The sequence below is a fragment of the Streptomyces roseolilacinus genome, assembly GCF_014649335.1.
GTDB lineage: Bacteria > Actinomycetota > Actinomycetes > Streptomycetales > Streptomycetaceae > Streptomyces > Streptomyces roseolilacinus.
The window spans coordinates 33,679-49,453 of the sequence record NZ_BMSV01000004.1; the positions used below are offsets into that span (position 1 = coordinate 33,679).

General features: G+C 73.5%; 15 protein-coding genes. 6 read left to right on the forward strand and 9 right to left on the reverse strand.

All coding sequences use genetic code 11. From position 1 onward, the window contains the following. Positions 1–11: 11 nt before the first annotated feature. Complete coding sequence (locus IE106_RS10420) at positions 12–1,547, reverse strand: LCP family protein (protein WP_373295932.1); 1,536 nt, start codon at positions 1,545–1,547, stop codon at positions 12–14. A 208-nt stretch (positions 1,548–1,755) separates the two neighbouring features. On the opposite strand from IE106_RS10420, the gene IE106_RS10425 reads away from it, so the two are divergent. Continuing rightward, positions 1,756–2,766, forward strand: a complete 1,011-nt coding sequence (locus IE106_RS10425) for a glycosyltransferase family 2 protein (RefSeq protein WP_189532333.1) — start codon at positions 1,756–1,758, stop codon at positions 2,764–2,766. Positions 2,767–2,859: 93 nt separating this feature from the next. Here the strand turns inward: IE106_RS10425 and IE106_RS10430 are convergent, their stop codons facing one another. Further along, positions 2,860–3,135: a GntR family transcriptional regulator gene (locus IE106_RS10430; protein ID WP_189532334.1), complete on the reverse strand. Its 276-nt coding sequence runs from the start codon at positions 3,133–3,135 to the stop codon at positions 2,860–2,862. 175 nt (positions 3,136–3,310) lie between these two features. Here IE106_RS10430 and IE106_RS10435 point away from each other — a divergent pair, with 175 nt between their 5' ends. Beyond that, on the forward strand, positions 3,311–3,643 hold the full coding sequence (locus IE106_RS10435; protein ID WP_189532336.1) for a hypothetical protein: 333 nt from the start codon (positions 3,311–3,313) through the stop codon (positions 3,641–3,643). Then, positions 3,640–3,840 carry a hypothetical protein gene (locus IE106_RS10440; RefSeq protein WP_189533245.1) on the forward strand — a complete coding sequence of 67 codons (201 nt, stop codon included), beginning with the start codon at positions 3,640–3,642 and terminating at the stop codon, positions 3,838–3,840. Before IE106_RS10435 ends, IE106_RS10440 begins: the two co-directional genes overlap by 4 nt. A 157-nt stretch (positions 3,841–3,997) precedes the next feature. On the opposite strand, the gene IE106_RS10445 is transcribed toward IE106_RS10440, so the two are convergent. Continuing rightward, positions 3,998–4,570 carry an ArsR/SmtB family transcription factor gene (locus tag IE106_RS10445; RefSeq protein WP_189532338.1) on the reverse strand — a complete coding sequence of 191 codons (573 nt, stop codon included), beginning with the start codon at positions 4,568–4,570 and terminating at the stop codon, positions 3,998–4,000. 77 nt (positions 4,571–4,647) lie between these two features. Here IE106_RS10445 and IE106_RS10450 point away from each other — a divergent pair, with 77 nt between their 5' ends. After that, positions 4,648–5,379 (forward strand): hypothetical protein, encoded by a 732-nt coding sequence (locus IE106_RS10450; RefSeq protein WP_189532340.1) that lies wholly within the window; start codon positions 4,648–4,650, stop codon positions 5,377–5,379. Positions 5,380–5,643: 264 nt separating this feature from the next. On the opposite strand, the gene IE106_RS10455 is transcribed toward IE106_RS10450, so the two are convergent. Beyond that, complete coding sequence (locus IE106_RS10455; RefSeq protein ID WP_189532342.1) at positions 5,644–6,801, reverse strand: acyl-CoA dehydrogenase; 1,158 nt, start codon at positions 6,799–6,801, stop codon at positions 5,644–5,646. A 196-nt stretch (positions 6,802–6,997) separates the two neighbouring features. On the opposite strand from IE106_RS10455, the gene IE106_RS10460 reads away from it, so the two are divergent. Beyond that, on the forward strand, positions 6,998–8,341 hold the full coding sequence (locus IE106_RS10460) for a UDP-glucose dehydrogenase family protein (protein ID WP_189532344.1): 1,344 nt from the start codon (positions 6,998–7,000) through the stop codon (positions 8,339–8,341). A 100-nt stretch (positions 8,342–8,441) separates the two neighbouring features. Here the strand turns inward: IE106_RS10460 and IE106_RS10465 are convergent, their stop codons facing one another. From IE106_RS10465 to IE106_RS10480, 4 genes are all read right to left on the reverse strand, one after another. Then, positions 8,442–10,673, reverse strand: a complete 2,232-nt coding sequence (locus IE106_RS10465) for an FG-GAP repeat domain-containing protein (protein WP_189532345.1) — start codon at positions 10,671–10,673, stop codon at positions 8,442–8,444. Positions 10,674–10,810: 137 nt separating this feature from the next. Next, a complete protein-coding gene (locus tag IE106_RS10470) occupies positions 10,811–12,025 on the reverse strand; it encodes a dipeptidase (RefSeq protein WP_229840260.1) in 1,215 nt (404 codons plus the stop codon). Next, on the reverse strand, positions 12,022–12,519 hold the full coding sequence (purE, locus tag IE106_RS10475) for a 5-(carboxyamino)imidazole ribonucleotide mutase (protein ID WP_189533129.1): 498 nt from the start codon (positions 12,517–12,519) through the stop codon (positions 12,022–12,024). The genes IE106_RS10470 and purE overlap by 4 nt, the downstream gene beginning before the upstream one ends. Positions 12,520–12,547: 28 nt before the next feature. Further along, the gene (locus IE106_RS10480) at positions 12,548–13,687 is read right to left on the reverse strand and encodes a 5-(carboxyamino)imidazole ribonucleotide synthase (protein WP_189532347.1); all 1,140 of its coding nucleotides are present in this window, start codon (positions 13,685–13,687) and stop codon (positions 12,548–12,550) included. Positions 13,688–13,838: 151 nt separating this feature from the next. Between IE106_RS10480 and IE106_RS10485 the strand changes: the two genes are divergently transcribed. Further along, positions 13,839–14,402, forward strand: coding sequence for a GtrA family protein (locus IE106_RS10485; RefSeq protein ID WP_189532349.1), 564 nt, complete (start codon positions 13,839–13,841; stop codon positions 14,400–14,402). Positions 14,403–14,482: 80 nt separating this feature from the next. Here IE106_RS10485 and IE106_RS10490 read toward each other — a convergent pair whose 3' ends face one another. Continuing rightward, positions 14,483–15,772, reverse strand: a complete 1,290-nt coding sequence (locus IE106_RS10490) for a sensor histidine kinase (RefSeq protein WP_189532351.1) — start codon at positions 15,770–15,772, stop codon at positions 14,483–14,485. Positions 15,773–15,775 lie beyond the last annotated feature (3 nt).

Consider the following 15,775-nt stretch of genomic DNA (forward strand, 5'->3'; position numbering starts at 1 on the left):
CCCGGGCCCTCTCAGGAGCAGACGACCTGGTCGCCGGTGAGGGCCTCGTACCCCCCGCCGGGCCGCGGCGCGGGGGCCGGGTCCTCCGCCCGCACCCGGCGCACCTCCGTGAAGTCCGCGCCGGCCGTGACCTTCATCAGCGGCCCCTGACCGGGCACGGCCATCAGCCGGGCGCCGGGCAGCGCCGCCGCGAGGGACTTCACCGAGCGGTCCCAGGCCGGGTCGTACGCGACGACGGTCCGCTTCGCGTCCTGCCGGTCGGCGTTGTACGGGGTGCGGGTCGTGTCGAAGCCCGTCGCCCGCAGCGCGGCGTCCACCCGGGCGCCCAGGCCGCGGACCCGGGTGCCGTTGTACACCTGGACCCGGACGTCCCGGGGCGGCACGTCGACGACCCCGCGGCGCGACGCCGGCCCGGCGGGGCGGGTGGTGAGGGGGCGGTCCCGGCGGATCGACTCGAACAGCTCCTGCGCCTGCACGGCGTCCCACTTCACCGTCGACCCGACGCCGTCGATCCGCACGCCCACCGCCCCGACCGGTACGGACGTGAACTCGGACGACGCCGTCGTGAAGCCGCGCATAGCCCTGGCCAGCGCCAGCATCTCCTCCGTGCCGAACCCCCGGTCCGCGCGGACCGAGCCGGCCATCGCGTCGAGGACGTCGCGCAGCCGCACCGGGTTGAACAGCGCGCCGCTGCTCGCCGCCCGGTCGATCAGCGCGGCGACGAACCGCTGCTGCCGCTGCATCCGCCCCAGGTCGGACGCCCCGTCGACGTGGCGGGACCGCACGTACTGCAGGGCCCTGCCGCCGTCGAGGGTGTGCGTCCCGGCGGGCAGGTCCAGGCCCGTGTAGGGGTCCTTCACGGGACGGTCGGTGCAGATCCGGACGCCGCCGAGGGCGTCGACGGTGCGCATGAAGCTGGTGAAGTCGACCTCCAGGTAATGGTCGATCTTCACGCCGGTCATCTGCTCCACGGTGCGGACGGTGAGGTTGGGGCCGCCCTCGGCGTAGGCGGCGTTCAGCTTGACCGGGTGGCCGGCGTGGCGCTCGCCGGTGGTCGCGTCGGTGTGCTCGGGCAGCTCGGCGTACGAGTCGCGGGGCAGGGACACCAGGCTGGCGCGCCGGCGGTCCTCCGAGATGTGCGCCAGCATGATCGTGTCCGTGCAGCGGCAGGGGGCGCCGCCGAGCCGGTAGCGGGCCTTGTCCGCGGGCGTGACCTCGTCGCGGCCGTCCGTGCCGACGAGCAGGATGTTCGTGCCGTGGCCGGGCGCGGGGCGGTTCTTCATGTCCTTGAACGCGTCGACCCGGCCGATGCCCGTGTCGAGGCTGGTGACGACGGCGTGGCCGACGCCGCCGGCGGCGAGGACCAGGACGGACAGGGCCGTCGCCAGCCGCGTCCCCCACCGGGCCCCCCGTCCGCGGGACCGCCGCTCCGACCGCCCCGCCCCGGGCGCCGCGGGCCGTCCGGCCCCGGGCGCCGCCGGCCGTCGCGCACCGCGGGCCGGCGGTCGGGGGACCGGTCGTGCGGGTCGGCGGGGCGGCGTGGGCACGAAGGACACCTCCGCGGGCGGATGGGGGGATCGCCACAGTAGGCCCATACGATCAGCGGCCGGCCGCACCACCCTGGGCGGCGCGCACCGGTGTCGCCCGTTCGCGGTAACGTGGCGGGCGTTACCGCTGTCCGCCCGCCGGGGGTCGCCCCCCGGGCCTCCGGGGCCGTCGCCGCCCCGGGACGTCCTTACGCACCTCCGAGGAGCCATGTCCCTGCCCCCGGTCTCCGTGATCATGCCGGTCCTCAACGAGGAGCGGCATCTTCGCAACGCGGTCCGTCACATCCTCGAGCAGGAGTACGACGGCGAGATGGAGGTGGTGATCGCGCTCGGCCCGTCCACGGACCGCACCGACGAGATCGCCGCCGAGCTGGTCCGCGAGGACCCGCGCGTGCACACCGTCCCCAACCCGTCGGGCCGCACGCCCGCCGCGCTGAACGCGGCGATCAGGGCGTCGCGCCACCCGGTCGTGGTGCGCGTCGACGGGCACGGCATGCTGTCGCCGAACTACATCGCGACGGCGGTGCGGCTGCTGGAGGAGACCGGCGCGCAGAACGTCGGCGGCATCATGCACGCCGAGGGCGAGAACGCCTGGGAGGACGCCGTCGCCGCCGCGATGACGTCCCGGATAGGCGTGGGCAACGCCGCGTTCCACACGGGCGGCGAGGCGGGCCCGGCGGAGACGGTGTACCTGGGCGTGTTCCGGCGCGAGGCGCTGGAGCAGCAGGGCGGGTACAACGAGGAGTTCATCCGCGCGCAGGACTGGGAGCTGAACTTCCGCATCCGCGAGGCCGGCGGGCTGATCTGGTTCTCCCCCGAACTGCGCGTGCAGTACCGGCCGCGGCCGTCCGTACGGGCGCTGGCCAAGCAGTACAAGGACTACGGCCGCTGGCGCCACGTCGTCGCCCGCTACCACCAGGGCTCCATCAACCTGCGCTACCTGGCCCCGCCGACGGCCGTCTGCGCCATCGCGGCCGGTCTCGTCGTGGGCGCCACGCTCACGCCGCTGGGCTTCGTCGTCCCGGGCGGCTACCTCGCGGCGATCGTCCTGGGCTCGGTGCCGGCGGGCAGGGGCCTGTCGCTGAAGGCCCGGCTGCAGATCCCGGTGGCGCTGGCGACGATGCACATGTCGTGGGGCTTCGGCTTCCTGACCAGCCCGCGCTCCCTGGCGAGGAAGGTCATCGCCAGCCGCCGCCCGTCGGTCCGCACGGCGGCCTGACACTGACGGCACGTACGAAGGCCCCGGCGTCCTCGGACGCCGGGGCCTTCGTACGTGCCGTCAGTTTGCGGGGCGCGCAAGCCGGTGGGCGAGTCAGCCCGTGGGTTCTCCGCCCTCGGGACCGCCGGGCTTCGCGATGACGAACACGCCCTTGCCCTGGACGCCCTGCACGATGCCCTCGGCCTGGAGCACCTCGATGGCGGACTTGATGGTCCGGCGACTGACCGTACCGCCCGTCTCCTGCTCCAGCTCGTAGTGGGAGGGGATGCGGCGGCCGACCGGGATGTCGCCGTTCCTGATGCGTTCCCGCAAGGCGGATGCCAGCTGCAGATACATCGGGGTGATGCTCTCGCGGTCGATCTCGATCATGACCTGGAGCCTAAGTGGTCATCCCAGGTCAACATAGGTCGCGCCATTACGTCCCTTCACGTACATGGACGTGCTATGACGTACCAAGTGGCGTACAGTCAGGAGCGACAGAAGACCCCCGCGACGGATGGAGCCGTCCGGGGGCGCGGCCACCAGCTTTCGAGGAGCTGACGACATGAGCATTATCCACGCGTTCACACGCCTGGTCCTGGACCTGTTCGCACCCGGCACCGGCAGGCGCCGGGCCGGGGCGCGCCCCGCGGGCCCGGTCGGCGCCGCACGGTCGCCCCGGCCGGGCCCGGGCGCCTGGCGACTTCCGGCGCCGCGCTCCCCGTACGGACTGGGCGGCCCGCTCGACGGGGAGGAGACGGCGCTGGTGCGCCCGTACCTGGCCGCCCACGAGGCGCGACACCGGCAGGCGTGGCGGCGCGTCGCCCTCGTCCTCGCGGCGGACTTCGGCGTCGACCTCGACGAGCGGGACCTGCACGGGCTGGGAGCCGCCCGGTGAGCGGGGCGGCGCCCCGGCGGCCGGTCCGCATGTGCGTGCGCTGCGACCGGATCACGGACTCCCCCGTGCTGGTCTCCGTGGTCCACCAGAACTCCGGGCCCGGCTGGAGCGTCTACGCCTGCCCCGGGTGCGCGCCCTGCCTCCCACCCGTCCCCGACGTTTTCGAGCTGTGGGAGCGGGGCCCCGGGGAGGAGTGAGGAACACCCCCGGCTCCCCCTCGGATACGGGAGGGCCCGGCGCGCGCCGCCCGCGGCCCGGTCCCTCCCACCTTCGCGGGTGACCGGGCCGTCGGCGGCGTCCGACCGTCGCGGCACCGCGCGGGTGAGTGCCGCCGGGGCCACGACCTGCCGCCGGTCAGTCGGCCGGCAGGCCGAACCAGCGCAGCAGGACGGGCCGCGCGTCGTCGGGGGCGTCCTCGGGGCCGCGGGCGTAGCGCGCGAGCAGGGCCAGGTAGTCGTCGTGGAACGCGTCCAGCTCGCCCTTCGTGAGGTGGGTGAGGCTGCGCGAACCCCGCATCCAGCCTTCGGACTCCGCCTGTCCGGCGGCGAACCGCCGGGCGAGCTCGACGTCCTCCTCCGCCCTCATCCGGTCGAGCTCGGCCGACACGGCGCGCTCGGCCTCCGTCAGCTCGTCCTGCGGGGGCCTGCGGATGTCGAGGCCGCGCACCCCGCGCCACCAGCGCTCCCGCCCGGTGGAGCGCTCGGGTATGTCCTCGATGAGGCCGCTGCGCTCCAGCATGCGCAGGTGGTAGCTGAGCGTCCCGGTGTTCTCGCCGAGGGCGGCGGCCAACGTGGTCGAGGTGGCCGGGCCCACCGCGCCGAGATGGCGCAGGACGCGCAGGCGCAAGGGGTGCGAGAGGGCCTTGAGCACCTCGGGGCTGTCCACCGTGCGCCGTGCCGCGTCGTGCGCTTTCCGCTCTTCCGTCATGGTGGCAGTCTACCCGACTTGCAGAGATTTCTCTGCAGACCTTGTTCTGCAGAGAAATCTCTGCAAAGCTGTTCCGCATGACGCCGAACCGAACGACCTCGAACCGCGCCCGCCGCTTCACGAGCGTTGCCGTGGGGGTGCTGCTCACCGGACTCACCCTGGGCGCCGCGCCCGCCCACGGGGCCGACCGGACCGCGACCCTGCCCGCGTTCGACTTCTCCGCCTGCCCGGCCGTCGACGAACTGCCCGTGGGAGCCGACCCCGGGACCTGGCGCTGCGAGGTCATGCACGCCACGGGACGTCTGCGCATGGGCACCGTCGACGAGCCGCTCGCCGAGCCCATGAGGATCGCTTTCGCGGAAGGCCGTGTGGGCGGCGAGTTCCGCCAGGTCTTCGGCGGGATGACCGCCGCGCCGATCCGTGTGGGCGGCACTCCGCTGACCCTGACCCCGCGGTACGGCGGCTTCTCGGACTTCCTGTCCGACGAGACCCGGCGCGGCGAGTTCGCCCTCACGTTCGCCATAGGCCGGGCGCACGGACTGCCCGCCGCGCCCTCACCGGGCTGCTCGGTGGGCGGGGACGGGGACGCGGTCCACCTGGTGCTCAAGGACACCGACCCCACCCGGGTGATATCCCAGGACCCCCTGGTCGTCGCCTTCGGTGCCCGGGACGCGCGGTTCGCCGCCCCGGGCACCAGTGGCTGCGGCCCCCTGGGCCGCGTACTCGACCGGGCCTTGGGCCTGCCGTCCGCAGCGGGGGTGAACGTCTTCGACATGAAAGTCGTGGTGGGCATCCGGCCCTACGCGTAGAGCGGGGGGCCTCCGGCCCGCACGGCCGGGACTTCCGTCGGACTGCCCGGCGGCCCGCACGCGAACGGCCCCCGGCGCGGTGCCGGAGGCCGTTGTGCTTCCGCAGGTCGGGCGCCCTTCCGCCCCCGTCGCCCGCCCGGGACTCCCCCGGGGTGATGTCCGGGAACGGGCCGGAACGGGCTCCGGCGGGCGGGCTCTGGCGGACGGGAGGCCGTGGCCGGCTCACCGGACCGCCGGAGCAGGGGCCGACGTGCGAGGTCCCCGTCAGGGGAGGTTGCGGGCCATGACGATGCGCTGGACCTGGTTGGTGCCCTCGTAGATCTGGGTGATCTTGGCGTCGCGCATCATGCGCTCCACCGGGTAGTCGCGGGTGTAGCCGTAGCCGCCGAGGAGCTGGACGGCGTCCGTGGTGACCTCCATGGCCACGTCGGAGGCGAAGCACTTGGCGGCCGCGCCGAAGAAGGTCAGGTCGGCGTCGACGCGCTCGGACTTGGCGGCGGCCGCGTAGGTGAGCTGGCGGGCCGCCTCCAGCTTCATCGCCATGTCGGCGAGCATGAACTGCACGCCCTGGAAGTCGGCGATCGGCTTGCCGAACTGCTTGCGCTCCTGGACGTAGCCCTGGGCGTAGTCGAGGGCGCCCTGGGCGATGCCGAGGGCCTGGGCGGCGATGGTGATGCGGGTGTGGTCCAGGGTCTTCATCGCCGTGGCGAAGCCGGTGCCCTCCTCACCGATCATGCGGTCGGCGGGGATGCGGACGTTGTCGAGGTAGACCTCGCGGGTCGGGGAGCCCTTGATGCCGAGCTTCTTCTCCGGGGCGCCGAAGGAGACGCCCTCGTCGGACTTCTCGACGACGAAGGCGGAGATGCCCTTGGAGCGCTTGGTCGGGTCGGTGACGGCCATCACCGTGTAGTACTCGGAGACGCCCGCGTTGGTGATCCAGCGCTTCACGCCGTTGAGGACCCAGAAGTCGCCGTCGCGGACCGCCTTCGTCTTCATGCCCGCCGCGTCGGAGCCGGCGTCCGGCTCGGACAGGCAGTACGAGAACATCGCGTCGCCCTTGGCGAGCGGGCCCAGGTACTTGCTCTTCAGCTCCTCGGAGCCGGAGAGGATCACCGGCAGCGAACCCAGCTTGTTCACGGCCGGGATCAGGGACGAGGAGGCGCAGACACGGGCCACCTCCTCGATGACGATCACGGTCGCGAGGGCGTCCGCGCCCGCGCCGCCGTACGTCTCGGGCACGTGCACCGCGTGCAGGTCGGAGGAGACCAGGGCGTCCAGCGCCTCCTGCGGGAAGCGGGCCTCCTCGTCCACCGCGGCGGCGTACGGCGCGATCTTGGCCTCGGCGAGCGAGCGGACGGTGTCCCGGAGCATGTCGTGCTCCTCGGACGGGCGGTACAGGTCGAAGTCAGGCGTTCCCGCCATGTCTGTCTCACTCCCCTGAGCTGCGGTGCTAACTACCGTTAAGTAACCAGAATTTTAGTGGGCGGCGGTCCGTCCGGCATATGTGGGGATCACGTGAGCTTGCCGACAGCCGACGCGCCGCCCGATCCCTGCCCTGCGCGGCGCCCGACTATGCTCGGGACGCATTCCCGGCACGTACAGCACTGGAGCAGCACACATGGCCCTGAAGATCACCGTGATCGGCACCGGCTACCTCGGCGCCACCCACGCAGCGGCCATGGCGGAGATGGGCTTCGAGGTGCTCGGGCTCGACATCGTCCCCGAGAAGATCGAGATGCTGTCGCGGGGCCGCGTCCCCATGTACGAGCCGGGGCTGGAGGAGCTGCTGCACCGGCACGTCGCCGGGATCGAGGGGTCCACGGGGCGGCTGCGCTTCACCACCTCCTGGGAGGAGGTCGGCGACTTCGGCGACGTGCACTTCGTCTGCGTGAACACACCGCAGAAGCACGGCGAGTACGGCTGCGACATGAGCTACGTCGACGCGGCGTTCGGCGCGCTCGCCCCGCACCTGAGGAAGCCGTCGCTGGTCGTCGGCAAGTCGACCGTGCCGGTCGGCAGCGCGGAGCGGCTGTCGCGGCTCCTGGCGGAGCGGGCCCCGGCGGGCGTCGACGTGGAGCTGGCGTGGAACCCGGAGTTCCTGCGCGAGGGCTTCGCCGTGCAGGACACGCTGCACCCGGACCGGATCGTCGCCGGCGTGGAGAGCGAGCGCGCGGAGAAGGTCCTGCGCGAGGTGTACGAGGTGCCGATCGGCGAGGGCTCGCCGTTCGTCGTGACGGACTTCCCGACCGCCGAGCTGGTGAAGACCGCCGCGAACTCCTTCCTCGCCACGAAGATCTCCTTCATCAACGCGATGGCGGAGGTCTGCGAGGCGGCCGGCGGCGACGTCGCCAAGCTGGCGGAGGCCATCGGCCACGACGACCGGATCGGCGCCAAGTTCCTGCGCGCCGGCATCGGCTTCGGCGGCGGCTGCCTGCCCAAGGACATCCGGGCGTTCATGGCCCGCGCGGGCGAGCTCGGCGCCGACCAGGCGCTGACGTTCCTGCGCGAGATCGACTCCATCAACATGCGGCGCCGCGGCCAGATGGTCGGCATGGCCCGCGAGGCGCTCGGCGGCGACACGTTCCTCGGCAAGCGGGTCGCGGTGCTCGGCGCCACCTTCAAGCCCGACTCGGACGACGTGCGGGACTCGCCGGCGCTGAACGTCGCCGGGCAGATCCACCTGCAGGGCGGCCAGGTCACCGTGTACGACCCGAAGGGCATGGACAACGCCCGCCGCGTCTTCCCCACGCTCGGCTACGCGGACAGCGCCCTGGAGGCCGCGCGCGGCGCGGACGTGGTGCTCCACCTCACCGAGTGGCGGGAGTTCCGCGAGGTCGACCCGAAGGAGCTGGGCGAGGTCGTGAACGCGAGGGTCATCCTGGACGGCCGCAACGCCCTGGACGCCGACCTGTGGCGCGCGGCGGGCTGGACGTTCCGCGCGATGGGCCGCCCGCGCGCGTAGGACGCCCCGGCCGCGGGCCGGGCGAAGCCCCTGGGGGCCGGGCCGCCCGCCGCGCGGAGGTCCGCGCGGCGAACGGCCCGGCCGGGTGGTCCGGCGGGGTCTAGGCGAGGGTGTTGAACCGGGTGCCCTCGCCCGCGTACAGGGTGGTCGTCTGCCGGCCGAACGGGGCCGTCGCCGAACCGGTCGAGCGGTAGACGTACGTGCCGTTCGCGCCGTAGGCGATCAGGTCGGGGCGGCCGTCGCCGGTGACGTCCCCGGCGCCGACGAGCTGGGAGAAGGCGTTCCAGCCGGAGCCGACCCTGACGCGGGCGGTGAAGTTGCCCGTGCCGTTGCCCTGGTAGAGCCACAGGACGCCGGAGGCGTCGGTGGCGACGAGGTCGCCGGCCGTGCCGCCCGCGATGTCGCCGACGGCGGTGATCTGGTGGTAGACCTGCCAGCCGGTGCCGAGCTTGACGCGGGTGGCGAAGGGGGCGGTCGCGCTGCCGGTGGCCCGGTAGAGCCACAGGACGCCGGAGGTGTCGGTGGCGACGAGGTCGGGGCGGCCGTCGCCGGTGAGGTCGCTGCCGCCGGTGATCCTGTCGTAGATCTGCCAGCCGGTGCCGACCTTGGCGCGGGCCGTGAAGGCGCCGTCGCCCCTGCCCAGGTACAGCCACAGGACGCCGGAGGCGTCGCGGGCCACGAGGTCGCCCGTCGGCGTGCCGGCGAGGTCCCCCGTCGCCTCGATCCGGTTGTAGACCTGCCAGCCGGTGCCGACCCGCGTCCGCTTGGCGGTGGTGACCTGGTCGCCCGACGGCCAGTCGAAGAGGTCGTCCCGCCACAGCACACCCGAGGCGTCCCGGGCGAGGACGTCCGTCGAGCCGTTGTCGTTGAAGTCGTGCGGGTTGGCCCGGCGCGAGACCGAGAAGCCCCCCGAGGCGGTCGCCGAGGCGCCGACGCCGTCGGCCGGGGTGGCGGTGATCTGCCAGGTGTAGGCGCCGTTCGGGGCGCTGGCGCCGTCCAGGACGCCGTCCCAGGCGAAGGCGAAGCGGCTGTCGGAGACCGGTTGGGGCAGGTTCCGGGTGAGCTTCGTGCCGGTGGCGGTGTGGGTGAGCACGAGGTCCACGGTGGCGTTCGGGCGGGACAGGGTCCACTCCATCGGGACCGCGGTGCCCGGCTTCTCCAGGTCCACCGCGGTGGGGACCTTCGACTCGGTCACCCGAACGGCCGTGACCCGGCCCGTGTCCGCCACGAGCGTGACGCTCGGGCGGGCGCCGACGGCCCCGTTCCGGATCCGGAACAGGCCGTCGGCCTCGGCGGTGGCGCCGCGCACGAGCAGGCTGCCGTCCGGGGCGTGGGCCACGCTGGAGAAGTGCTCCAGCAGCTTGTACGGCGCGGCGGTGGTGTGGGGGATGCTCCGCGCGTACAGCGGGCTCGGCGTCGCGCCGTCCGTCTGCCCGGGGACGCCGTAGAGCAGCGTGTCCCCGGCGATGCCGGCGATGACGGCGCCGCTCAGGGAGGCGTCCATGTCGAAGTTCCGGTAGCCCTCCCCGTCCACGGCGAACCGCGTGACCCCGCCGACGTACTCGGTCCACGCCTCGTAGTCGGCGGTGTGGGCGCCCGTGGACGTCTGCCGCCACGGGCCGATGCTCTCCACGCCGGTCCCGTCGACGGGCGCGCCGCTGCCGACGCGGGTGCGCGCCTTCCAGTAGTGGGTCCGGTAGCCGGCCCCGGAGAACACCCGGTTGGTGCCCAGGACGAGCACGTCGGTGCCGGTGAAGGCGACGACCTTGTAGTCCATCTGGTAGGAGCCGGACGTGAGCTTCGTCTTCTCGGTGGCCCCGTCGACCCGGGTGAGCTCCCACAGCTCGCGGTAGTCCCCGGTGGTCGGGACGCTCACGAAGAGGTGCGCGCCGGCCACGCCGACGAGCTTCGCCCCGGGCTTGAACTCGGCCGCGAGGTCGAAGGAAGCGGACCAGGCGGCGCCCGCCCGCATGTCCCGCAGGAAGACCGTGCTGCCGCCGTCGCCGGTCACGACGACGTCGGAGTTGCTGTCGTACCCCACGGTGCCCGCGTCGACGGGCAGCACCGAGCCGTCGGCGTACGTGCGCCACTCCAGGACCGTGCCGCCGGAGGCGTCCTTCCGGGAGGTGAGGTAGCCCGTGTCGCCGGTGCTGACGACCTCGGCGTCCAGGGGCAGCCCCACCTCGTCGGTGGCGGCGGTGGCGGCCCCGGTCACGGCGGCGGGAGCGGCCACCGCGCCGGGCGAGGCCAGGACGCCGGCGCCGAGCGTCACGGCGAGGACGGTGGCGACGGCGGCGCCGAGACGGCGACGGGTGGTGCGTGCGGAAGCCAAGGAAGTCCCTCCTGATGAACCGGGCGGCGCGCACGTCGGTGCGCACCGCTCGATAGACCCGCGACGGAGGGAGGTGGTTGTACGCGTCGCCCCTGTTTCCGGTGGGAGATCAGTGGCCGGGGAGGCGTACGGGGCGGTCAGCCGTCCAGTGCGGCCAGGGTGGCGGTGGACGGGCCCCGGCGCCCGGACGCGTCGCGGGCGACGGCCTCCGCGTCGCGCAGGACGCGGACCGCGTTGCGCCAGGTCAGCTTGGACAGGTCCGTCCGGGACCAGCCGCGGGCGAGGAGCTCCGCGATCAGGTTCGGGTAGCCGGCCACGTCCTCCAGGCCCTCCGGGGTGAAGGCCGTGCCGTCGAAGTCGCCGCCGATGCCGACGTGGTCGACGCCGGCGGCCTCCCGCATGTGGTCGAGGTGGTCGGCGACCGTGGCGACCGTGGCGGCCGGGCGGGGGTTCGCCTCCTCGAAGGCGGCGTGCAGGCGCATCGCCTCCGGGGTGGTGTCCAGGGGGTGGAAGCCGTGCGCCCGCAGGTTCTCGTCCGCGCGCGCCGTCCACTCCGCCGCCGCGGGCAGGATGAACTTCGGGACGAACGTGGCCATGGCGACGCCCCCGTTGGCGGGGAGCCGCTCCAGCACGTCGTCGGGGACGTTGCGCGGGTGGTCGCAGACGGCGCGGGACGACGAGTGGGAGAAGACCACCGGCGCCTCGCTCGTGTCCAGCGCGTCCCGCATCGTCGTCGCGGCCACGTGCGACAGGTCCACCAGCATGCCCAGGCGGTTCATCTCCCGGACCACCTCGCGGCCGAACGCCGACAGCCCGCCGACCCGGGGCACGTCCGTCGCCGAGTCCGCCCACGCGACGTTGTCGTTGTGGGTGAGCGTCATGTAGCGCACGCCCAGCGCGTACAGGGCGCGGAGCGTGGCGAGGGAGGCGTTGATGGAGTGCCCGCCCTCGGCGCCCTTCAGCGACGCGATGCGGCCCTGGGCGCGGGCGGCCTCCATGTCGTCGGCGGTCAGCGCGGGGGCCAGCTCCCCGGGATGGCGGGCCAGCAGCCGGTCGACGCAGTCGATCTGCTCCAGCGTCGCGCTGACCGCGTCGTCGCCGGCCATGTCGCTGCGCACGTACACCGACCAGAACTGGGCGCCCACACCGCCCGCGCGCAGCCGCGGCAGGTCGGTGTGGAGGCGGCCGGTCTGGTCGGCGGCCACGTCGAGGCGGTCCAGGTCGTACCCGGCCTGCTCGCGCAGCGCCCACGGCAGGTCGTTGTGCCCGTCGGCGACGGGGAACTCGGCGAGCAGCCCGCGGGCCGCACCGAGGTCCCGTCCGCCGGGCACCGGGCTACCGCCGGCGGTCACTTCGCGAAGCCGAAGGACGTGGAGCCCTCGACCTTCGCCCGCAGGCGCTTGCCCTTCTCCGTGGCCTGGTCGTTCAGCTCCTGCTGGAACTCCTTCATCCGCGCCAGCAGGTCCGCGTCGTGCGCGGCGAGCATCCGCACCGCGAGCAGCCCGGCGTTGCGGGCGCCGGCCACGGAGACCGTGGCGACGGGGACGCCGGCCGGCATCTGCACGATGGAGAGCAGCGAGTCCATGCCGTCGAGGTACTTCAGCGGCACCGGCACGCCGATGACCGGCAGCGGGGTGACCGAGGCGAGCATGCCGGGCAGGTGGGCGGCGCCGCCGGCCCCGGCGATGATCGCCTTCAGGCCGCGGTCGGCGGCCCGCTCGCCGTACGCGACCATCTCGCGCGGCATGCGGTGCGCGGAGACGACGTCGACCTCGTACGGGATCTCGAACTCGTCGAGTGCCTGCGCGGCCGCCTCCATGACGGGCCAGTCGGAGTCGGAGCCCATGACGATGCCCACGAGCGGCACGAGTGCATTACTCAACGATCGTTCCTCGCAGATAGTCGGCGGCGTGGCGGGCGCGCTCCAGCACGTCGTCCAGGTCGTCGCCGTAGGTGTTGACGTGGCCCACCTTGCGGCCGGGCTTCACGTCCTTGCCGTACATGTGGATCTTGAGCTGCGGGTCGCGGGCCATGCAGTGCAGGTACCCCTGGTACATGTCGGGGTAGTCGCCGCCGAGGACGTTCGCCATGACCGTCCACCGGGCGCGCGGACGCGGGTCGCCGAGCGGGAGGTCGAGGACGGCCCGGACGTGGTTGGCGAACTGCGAGGTGACCGCGCCGTCCTGGGTCCAGTGCCCGGAGTTGTGCGGGCGCATCGCCAGCTCGTTGACGAGGATGCGGCCGTCGCGGGTCTCGAACAGCTCGACCGCGAGGTGGCCGACGACACCGAGCTCCTCCGCGACGCGCAGGGCGAGGCCCTGGGCCTCCAGGGCGCGCTCCTCGGGCAGGCCGGGCGCCGGGGCGATGACCGTGTCGCACACGCCGTCGACCTGGCGCGACTCCACGACCGGGTAGGCGACGGCCTGGCCGTGCGGGGAGCGGACCACGTTCGCCGCGAGCTCGCGGACGAAGTCGACCTTCTCCTCGGCGAGGACCGGGACGCCGGCGAGGAACGGGTCGCGGGCGTCCTCCTCGGAGCGCACGAACCACACGCCCTTGCCGTCGTACCCGCCGCGCACCGTCTTCAGGATGATCGGGAACCCGTCGCCCTCCGCCGCGAACGCCGCGGCGTCGGCGGGGTCCGCCACGATGCGGTGGCGGGGGCAGGGCACGCCGATCGCGTCGAGCCTGGCGCGCATCACCCCCTTGTCCTGGGCGTGCACGAGCGCGTCGGGCCCGGGGCGGACGGGGACGCCGTCCGCCTCCAGGGCCCTGAGGTGCTCGGTCGGCACGTGCTCGTGATCGAAGGTGATCACGTCACAGCCGCGCGCGAAGTCACGCAGCGTGTCCAGGTCGCGGTAGTCGCCGATGACGACATCGCTCACCACCTGGGCCGCGGAGTCCTGGGGGGTGTCACTGAGAAGCCTGAATCTGATGCCGAGGGGGATGCCCGCCTCGTGGGTCATACGGGCGAGCTGTCCGCCGCCGACCATGCCGACTACCGGGAACGTCACCCTCCTAGGGTATCCGCCGCCCGTCGCGGCGCGTGACGGTGCCCGCCGGAAGGGTCTTCCCGGGCTCGCTTACCCGCGCGTCCCGACCGGGTGATGGTTAGCATGACGGGGTTGACGCACACGGCCGGCGGACGGGACTGAAACGATCATTATGACGGAACAGAGCGCCGTGCGGGTGCGGCTGGAGCGGCTCGTCCGGGAGATAGCGAAATTCGGTCTCGTCGGCGGAATCGGCCTGCTGGTGAACATGGCGGCCTTCAACGTGCTGCGCCAGACCACCGACCTGCCCGTCGTGCGGGCGAGCCTGCTGGCCACGGTCATCGCCATCGCCTGCAACTACGTCGGTTTCCGCTATTTCACCTACCGGGACCGGGACAAGACGCGGCGGACCCGTGAGGCGACGCTGTTCTTCGTCTTCAGCGCGGCCGGAATGGTGATCGAGAACGGAATCCTGTACGCGGCGACGTACGGCTTCGGCTGGGACAGTCCGCTGCAGAACAACTTCTTCAAGTTCTTCGGCATCGGCGTCGGCACGCTGTTCCGGTTCTGGTCCTACCGCACGTGGGTGTTCCGGACGCTCCCGGAGGCCCGGGCGGAGGAGGAGACGGAGGCCGACGCCGACGCGGACGCCGACGCCGACCCGGCGCCCGGGAAGCCGGCGATCCTGGGTCAGCGGCGGCCCGAGGACGCCCCCGCACCCGCGGGCCGGCGCTGACGGTCCACGGCCACGGCTGACGGCTGGCGGCTGGCGGCTAGCGGCTAGCGGCTGGCGGCTGGCGGCTGGCGGCTGGCCGGCTAGCGGATCGGGCGGGGCGGCGGGGGTTCGTCGTCGTGGCGGTCGCCGTCCCTGCGGACGGTCTCGCGGCTGAGGAAGAGCGCGAACACGGCGGGCTTCAGCTGGACGAGCTCCAGCCGGCCGCCGTCCGCCTCCGCGAGGTCGCGGGCCACCGCCAGGCCGATGCCCGTGGAGTTGCGCCCGCTGATGGTCCGCTCGAAGATCCGCGCGCCGAGGTCCTCGGGAACGCCCGGCCCCTCGTCGGTGACCTCGACGACGGCCTGGTTGCCGGTGACGCGGGTGCGCAGGGCCACCGTGCCGCCGCCGTGCATCAGCGAGTTCTCGATCAGGGCGGCCAGCACCTGGGCGACCGCGCCCGGCGTGCCGACGGCCCGCATGCCGGTCTTCCCGGATCGTACGACCGCCCGGCCCGCGCTGCGGTAGGCCGGCCGCCACTCCTCGATCTGCTGCTTGACGACCTCGTCGAGGTCGAAGGCGACCGCGGAGCCGGTACGGGGGTCGCGGGAGTTCGTGAGCAGCCGCTGGACGACGTCCGTGAGCCGTTCGACCTGCGCGAGCGCGATCGTCGCCTCCTCGCGGGCGGTGTCCAGGTCGTCGGTGACGGCGATCTCCTCCAGCCGCATCGACAGCGCGGTCAGCGGGGTCCGCAGCTGGTGGGAGGCGTCCGCGGCGAGCCTGCGCTCGGCGGTGAGCATCCGCCCGATCCGCTCGGCGGACGCGTCCAGCACGTCCGCGACCCGGTCCAGCTCGGGCACCCCGTAGCGCCGGTGGCGCGGCCGGGGGTCGCCGGAGCCCAGCCGCTCGGCGGTCTCGGCGAGGTCGGTGAGGGGGGAGGCGAGCCGGTTGGCCTGCCGTACGGCGAGGAGGACGGCCGCCACGACGGCGAGCAGCGCGACCGCGCCGATGATCAGCAGCGTGCGGCCGACCTCGCGGGTGACGGACGAGCGGGACTCCTCGACGGTGACCTTCTCGCCGTGCTCCCCCACGGCCGTGCCGCGGATGACGCTGCCCTCGGGGCGGGTGCCGACCTCGATGACGGGGCTGCCGGGGATCTCGATCCGGGCGTACCGCTCGGCGCCGCCGTGGTCGGAGAGGATGTCGGGGTCCACGCGCTCGCCGCCGACGAGGCGGCTGTCGACGATGCTGGCGAGCCGCAGCGCCTCCGACTCGACGCTCTCCTGGGCGCTGCTGGTGATCGTCCGGGTCTCGACGATGACGAGGGAGACCCCGAAGACGGAGATGACGACCAGCACCACGGCGAGCGTGGAGTTGATCAGGCGGCGGCGCACGGA